Origin of the sequence: Polyangium sp. 15x6 (genome assembly GCF_029960785.1) — a bacterium.
Lineage (GTDB): Bacteria > Myxococcota_A > Polyangia > Polyangiales > Polyangiaceae > Polyangium.
The window spans coordinates 1-1,637 of the sequence record NZ_JASBQE010000243.1 but is presented as its reverse complement, the minus strand read 5'-3'; the positions used below and the strand labels follow the sequence as shown (position 1 = coordinate 1,637).

Annotated in this window: 2 protein-coding genes; one reads left to right on the top strand and one right to left on the bottom strand. The window is 64.4% G+C overall.

The window, feature by feature from the left end; translation table 11 throughout:
* The coding region (locus QHF83_RS53215) for a reverse transcriptase domain-containing protein (RefSeq protein ID WP_282425866.1) at positions 1 to 1,018 on the bottom strand (1,018 nt) is incomplete at its 3' end.
* A 463-nt stretch (positions 1,019 to 1,481) separates the two neighbouring features.
* Here QHF83_RS53215 and QHF83_RS53210 point away from each other — a divergent pair.
* A partial coding sequence (locus tag QHF83_RS53210) for a transposase (RefSeq protein ID WP_282425867.1) occupies positions 1,482 to 1,637 on the top strand: 156 nt, incomplete at its 3' end.

Here is a 1,637-nt window from a genome sequence, read left to right as displayed (position 1 = left end):
AGATCGCCTTCTTGGACGGCCTGGTGCCGATGTACGGCTTGCCGTTCCGCCCATAGAAACGCCCCAGGGTGTACCCGAGGAAGTCGAACGCCCCCTCGGGCACCCTCACGAGCCGCGTTTTCTCCTCGTTCACCATCAGCCCCAGCCGCCCCATCAACTCACGCATCTTCGCCATGACCGCCACCCCGTGGCCGGGGCGGCAGCAGAGGACCAGATCGTCCGCGTAGTTGACCAGGCGAGCATCCGCTTCGTGCGCCACGCGGCTATTCCGAAATGCCAGGGCAAAACGACGGAAATAGAGGTTCGCCAGCAGGGGCGAAATCACCCCGCCCTGCGGCGTCCCCCGATGTACGTCGCGTGCTGCTGTCGTCCGGATGTCACCATGGGACGAACGTTCGACGACCGGCGCGTTCAGCCACGCCTTGATCACCGACAGCACTTGGCCATCGGCGACTCTGCGGGCCACGCTTTTCATGAGGGGGCCGTGTGGGATCGTGCCGAAATAATCGCGCAGATCGCCGTCAACAACCTCACGTCGACCGTCGACGAGGTGAAAGTGGACGCGGCGGACCGCAAGCTTCGCGTCGAGCCCCTTCCTGAAGCCGTACTGCTCGTCGAGCAGGTCGGCCTCGAAGATCGGATTCAACACGAGGAGAAACGCCATCTGGACCACACGGTCCCGAATGGTCGGTATCCCCAGCGGCCGCCTACCACCATTGCTCTTCGGGATCCACTCTCGCCGCAGGGGTGCAGGCGTATACCGCTTCGCCCGCAGCTCCCGCTGGAGGTTTCCGAGCCAGACAGCTCGCCCATGGGCCTCAATGTCGTCGAACGTCTCTCGATCGACGCCTGCAGCTCCGCCATTGCGACGGCAGCGTTCGTACGCGACTTCGAGGACGTCCTGGCGATATACCTTGTCCCATAGGCTATAGAAGCGGTAGCTCGGTTCGGACTTCGCTTTCGCGTGCAAGGACGTCTGCAGCTTCCCAACCGTATCTATCGGAGTTCGTAGACTCATCGTCAATCCCCGAGGTTGTTGCTCCTTCGATCCTTTCGTTCCGGAGCAGGGCCCCTTCCCTCCGCCCGCGTTACTGGGCTTCGTCGGTACTACGGACCCATCCGTCATCTGCCCGGACCGACCCTTACCCTCACGGGGCGGTCGTTGGGCTGGCCATGCCACGGCGCACCCATCCAGGCAGACTTCCCTTGTTGCGCACATCGCCTCTCCCGCGCGTGCCGCCACCACTACCCCGGTGGGCTCCCCGGCTGCTCGTGTCGCTCGCTTCACCTGGGACCGCGGCCTTCCCCGTTATTATGGCGGGTCGGCGCCCACGTTGGAGGTTTCGGGGCCTGCTCGGTGTTCACTGCTCGTTGCGGCCCGCGCGGATCGCTGGCCCCCAGAAGGGGCCTTTTCTCGGAGTGCTTCAGCTCATGTCGTTACCTCGTGAACCGCTCCGAGTGCTTCCGGCTGGAGCGACAGTTTGCCGGCCGGGTTTCGCACCCGGAGGAGATGTGCGCCTTGGCAAGGCGCACACAACAACGGGTCGGAGCTCGAGCTTCGCCGGGAGGCCGTCGGCCGAAAGAACTGGCTTTTCGTCGGCAGCGACGAGGGCGCCGAGTGGAACACCATTGCCGTC